The organism is Halorubrum sp. AJ67 (assembly GCF_000513435.1).
Genome location: NZ_CBVY010000003.1, coordinates 279,448 through 284,271, shown reverse-complemented (window position 1 = coordinate 284,271; position 4,824 = coordinate 279,448). Strand labels below are relative to the sequence as shown.

The 4,824-nt window shown below is 66.4% G+C and carries 4 protein-coding genes and 1 pseudogene; all 5 read left to right on the top strand.

Annotated features, from left to right (window positions below):
• Positions 1–907 (top strand): annotated as a pseudogene (locus BN903_RS04840) (alanine-zipper protein); the annotation flags it as partial.
• Between the two features lie 116 nt (positions 908–1,023).
• Entirely contained in the window at positions 1,024–1,929 is a 906-nt protein-coding gene (locus BN903_RS04835; protein WP_048076628.1) for a hypothetical protein, read from the top strand.
• Between the two features lie 433 nt (positions 1,930–2,362).
• Entirely contained in the window at positions 2,363–2,743 is a 381-nt protein-coding gene (locus BN903_RS04830) for a DUF5805 domain-containing protein (RefSeq protein ID WP_048076627.1), read from the top strand.
• A complete protein-coding gene (locus BN903_RS04825) occupies positions 2,736–3,767 on the top strand; it encodes a tyrosine-type recombinase/integrase (RefSeq protein WP_048076626.1) in 1,032 nt (343 codons plus the stop codon). Before BN903_RS04830 ends, BN903_RS04825 begins: the two co-directional genes overlap by 8 nt.
• A 249-nt stretch (positions 3,768–4,016) precedes the next feature.
• Positions 4,017–4,824 (top strand): DUF5059 domain-containing protein (locus tag BN903_RS04820; RefSeq protein WP_195155712.1); only part of this gene is annotated, 808 nt, incomplete at its 3' end.

The following is a 4,824-nucleotide window of genomic DNA, read 5'->3' as shown; positions in this document are numbered from 1 at the left end:
GGCGCGGCCGACGAGGAGACATCGAGACCATCGAGGAGCGTTCGACGCGTCCGNGCCGCGCAGCGTCGACGTGCGGATCGCTCGCCTCCAGTCGAGCGTCGCCGACATCGAGGCGTACGCCGACGCGCTCGCGGAGTTCATCGACGGCGAAGGCACGGCCCGGGAGATTCTCGACGGGATCGACGAACGAGTCGACGCCGTCGAATCCGAAGTCTCCGCGCTCGACGTCCGCCTCGACGACGCCGACGACGAGCGCGAGGCGATCGAGTCGGACGTCGCCCGCGTCGACTCCGCGGTCGACTCCGCCTCCGACGCGGTCGGCGCGGTCGAAGAGCGAGTCGACGGCGTCGAGAGCGACGTCGAGGCGGTCGAAGGCGACGTTCAGGGCGTCGAGGAGGACGTTCGGGACGTGGAGGACGACGTCCGGGCGGTCGAAGAACAGGTCGGGTCCGTCGACGAGGCGGTCGAATCGGTCCGAGAGGCCGTCTCGACGGTCGAGACCGACGTCGACGACCTCGGCGCGGACGTCGACCGGGTCGAGGGCGAGGCCGAGGCCGTCGCGGAGTCGGTCGACGACCTGGGCGACGACGTGGAGACGCTGTACGAGGAGGTCGACAAGGCCGCAGAGCGCGCCGAGAACGCCGAGGAAGCGGCCGAAGACGCCGCAGAACGCGCGGACACCACCGCGGACCGCGTCGACGACGTCGAGTCCGACCTCGGCCGGTTCGACGAGGAGTTCGACGACCTGTGGAACGACCTCGCGGAGGTCGACACGCGGCTCACCGACGTCGAGGACCGGATCGGCGAGGACCTCGACGACGTGGCCGCCGAGTTAGACGAGATCAACGAGCACCTCGACGAGCTCGACGAGTTCCGCACCCGACTCAACGAAGCGTTCGGCCCGTAACCCGGAAACCGACGGCGAGACGCGACGAGTCGAGCGTTTTACCGTCTTTCGTCCGCGCTCCACCCAGCGAGTCGGAAAACGCAACCCGTTTTACGCACGCGGCCGCAGATCGGTCAATGACTGATCCGATTCCGGTCGCCGTCCCCCGAAAGGGACGCCCGCTTGAAGCGGTCTTAGAGCGGATCGCGGCCGTCTCGGACGACGATCACCTCGACCGGCTCGCGGACAGCGTGAGCAACACCCTCCGGTACGAGAAGGCCGTCACCAAGGGTGCGGTCGACGCCGACGGAGGGCCGTACGAGCGGCTGGCCGAGTACTCGGACCCCGAGACCCCGGCGGAGCCGGAGTTCACGCTGCTGCGCGACGACCGGGGCGGGAAGCCCCGTCGGATCGTCTTCGACGCCGCCACCGTCGATCTGGGCGACGTGACGGTCAAGCTCGTCGGTCGCGAGGAGCCGTTCCGCGCGCTGCGGACACACGAGTTCGCGTTGGGGTTCGACTCCGCGGACCTCGTCTTGGAGGAGGTCGTCGGGATCAGAGCGGCCGGTCTGGGGAACATCTCCGACATCAACGACCGGATCGATCCGGTCGACACCGACGTCCGGGTCGTGGCCGGACTCGGAGACACGGTGTATCACACGCTGATGGGCCGCGAGGACGACCGAGCGGCGGGAGCGGCGTTCGACCGCGAGTACCTCACCGACTACGAAGGCCCCCTGTGTATCTCACCGCGGTACGAGCGGCTCGTCACCGCCGTGTTGGGAACCGACGCGCTCGACGGCGTCGAGTTCGTCTATCCCGACGCGGACGAGGAAGAGGAGGCCGCCATCGCCCGCGTCGGGCTCGGCGTCTACCTCACCGTCACCGGCTCGACGGCCCGCGAACACGGGCTCTCCGTCGGCGAACACCTCTTCCCGAGCGAAACGGTTCTCATGCGCAACGCGGCCGAGGCGGACGAGTCGGTGTCCCGCGTCCTCCGGGCGCTCGAACGCGAGGCGGCCGACTCGGAGATCCGCGTCTGAGTCAGGTGTAGATATAGCGGCATGAACTATACCCGTACGCGCTGAGACGGGCTCGACGCGTCGCCGCACTCCCACAGGTCGTATTCTCTCCGCGCAAGCACATCGCTTCGCTTTTGCGAGGCGGAGATCTGATCGAGTACTCCCGAGTGTCAAGTGGCGTTGTTCGCTCGGATCGTTTTCCCCTCGACGTCGACTGCGTTGATCGGTCGGATCGTTCCGAACCGAACCGTCATCGAATCCGTCTCTGCCCAACCCACGCCTGCTACAGTTTATCCGTGATTCTAGTACTCTCACCACCTCCTAAGCAGTCCAGATTTAGAGATAACTGTTCATCTGCGGTTCAAATAGGGGACTACACGCGAAGATAAGTGACTTTATCTGGAAATCTGGGATAGATTGAAGTGAGCGACGCGAGAATCCCCGGCCGAGAACGATGGGAGGGGATCGACAGTCGGTGAAGACGTACGTGCCGGCGGAGCAAAAAGACGTGTGGCGCAACCACGCCGACGAGCTCGACATGTCGCTGAGCGAGTTCGTCAGAACGATGATCCAGGCCGGTCGAAAGGGGTTCGCGCCGACCGAATCGTCCGGAGACGAGGAACCCGCTTCCGACCCGTCTGACCCCGGGGGTCGCGACCTCGAAACGCGTGTCCACGCAGTTCTCGAATCCGGTCCCCGATCGTGGGACGAACTCGTCGAGGCGGTCATCGGCGACGTGGAAGACGAGTTGGAGGCGACGCTCGACGACCTCCAAGATCAGAACCGCGTTCGGTACAGCGGCCGGGACGGGGGGTACGTGTTGACCGATGAGTAGTACGCGCTCCGCGCCCGAGCCCGACGACCCGATCGGGTACTTCCTCGAAGACCTCACGTACCACGGGAAGACCGACCGGACCCGAGAGGCGTACGAACGCGTCCTGCGGCGGTTCGAGTCCTTCCTCGACGACGTAGATCCGGGATCGGCGACGCACCGCGATTGTATGTCGTTCGTCCACTCGCTCCGGGGCGACGTCGCCGACAGCACCGTCGCTACGTACGCGGCGTACCTCAACCGGTTTTACGGGTACATGACGGAGGTCGGGGCGTTCGACGGGAACCCCATGACGCTGGTGATAGAGGAGATGGACGAGACCGTGGACAAAGACCCCGCCCGCCGGGACGTCTCGATTCCGGCGATGCGGTCGTTCGTCGCGGGCGTCCGCCATCCGCTCCACCGCGCGCTGTTCGTCACGCTCCTGAAGACCGGGATGCGGGTCGGAGAGCTGTGTAACCTCGATTTACGGGACGTGGCGATCACGGATTCGGAGCTCAACGCGGCGTACTCGCTCGGCGGGCGTCCAGCGCTGTCCGGTCGCCCCGACTCGCTGTTCGTGACCTCGGAGGCGGCCGTCGGCGAGGAGCTGAACGGCGAAATCCGTTCGGCCGCGAACAAGCGCAAGCGCGGGACGGTGATCCCGATCGACGACGAGTTGCGTCGGACGCTGAAGCGCTGGCTCGCGATCCGGCCGGACTCCCCGTCGCCCGCCGAACCGCTGTTCGTCGGCACCACGGAGGGGTGGGGCGAGCGGTTGGAGCCGCAGGCGGTCAGGCATGTGGTCGAGCGATACGCTCGGGAAGAGGGCTGGTACCGAACCGGCGGCGGAGCCGACGAGAACGTCACGCCCCACTACTTCCGGCACTTCTTCACCACGCACCTCCGGGACCGGACCGGGGACCGCGGCGTGGTGAAGTACCTCCGCGGCGACGTCGCGGACGACGTGATCGACACGTATACCCACAACTGGGGCGATCAGGTGCGCGAGACATACGAGGCGAACGTGTACCGACTGCTGGTGTAGTTCGGTCAAAGCGGATCCATTTCTGTCGCTCGTTCGACGACCAATTTGATTTGAGAATGAACGAGTAAATTGTATATCGCTATATTGAAGACTCGTCCGGCAGCGGCGCGATAAGCGGTGAGGCAGAGGACACGCGGCCCCATCGGTTCACTGTCGCTGTACTTTTTTAGGGTAGCCGAAAAAACGACGGACTTATTTTGCTTTAGGGTAGCCTAAACAACGATGTCGCCTACGAGACGTACACTCCTGATGAGCGCGGCGGCGATCACGGCCGGAACGGCCGGCTGTAGCTCCCGTGACGGAGAGAGTAGTAGAGACGCACCCGGGTCGTCCGAGTCGGAAGGTGAGCCGGTACACACGGCGGTCGCCGCGGAGTGGAACGCGATGCGCGCTCGGCTGTGGGACGCGCTCGCACTCGGTGTCGCCGACGAGACGAGCGACGGGGCCGCCGTCGCGGAGGACGTGTTCGCCCGGTTCGAGGAGGCATCGGGGGAGTACGGCGCTCACGAGATGCTCGAAGCGACGAGCGAGTCGAACTACGCGGAATTCGAGGAGGCGCTCGGCGAACTCCGAACGGCCGGGCTCGGGGCGGGCAATATCGAACGCGCCCGCGAGGAAGCGAACATCGCCGACGCACAGCTGGCGGAGGCACAGGAAGCGGTCGCGGGGGAGACAACCGCGCAGGCCTTGGAACTACAGAACCTCGGAGGAACGGTTCGGAACGCCGCGTTCCTCGCTGCCTCCGGGAACTTCGGAGCGGCGCGCTCGGCGGCCGAGAACGCGCTGACCCGGTTTGAGGAGGCGACGGTCCACGATGTCCTCGAATCCGCGGACGCCGAGTCGTACGAGGCGTTCGAGGCCGGGGTCGAATCGGCCGTCTCGGCGGCAGAGTCGGAGGACGCCGACGCCGTCCGAACGGCGTCCACCGAGGCGTTTCGGGTCGGGCGATCGGCGGGAGGCTACGCGATCGCTGCCGACGAGAACGCCGCCGGTGCGGGACGACGTGGCGGCGGCTTCAGGCGGCAGGGGTGGGACGGCGGCCGCGCTCGCGTCGCTC

What these genes read in the sequence shown, in the direction of transcription:
- BN903_RS04835 (WP_048076628.1), top strand. Translation starts at nt 1,024, where the DNA reads ATGACTGATCCGATTCCGGTCGCCGTCCCCCGAAAGGGACGCCCGCTT.
- BN903_RS04830 (WP_048076627.1), top strand. Translation starts at nt 2,363, where the DNA reads ATGGGAGGGGATCGACAGTCGGTGAAGACGTACGTGCCGGCGGAGCAA.
- BN903_RS04825 (WP_048076626.1), top strand. Translation starts at nt 2,736, where the DNA reads ATGAGTAGTACGCGCTCCGCGCCCGAGCCCGACGACCCGATCGGGTAC.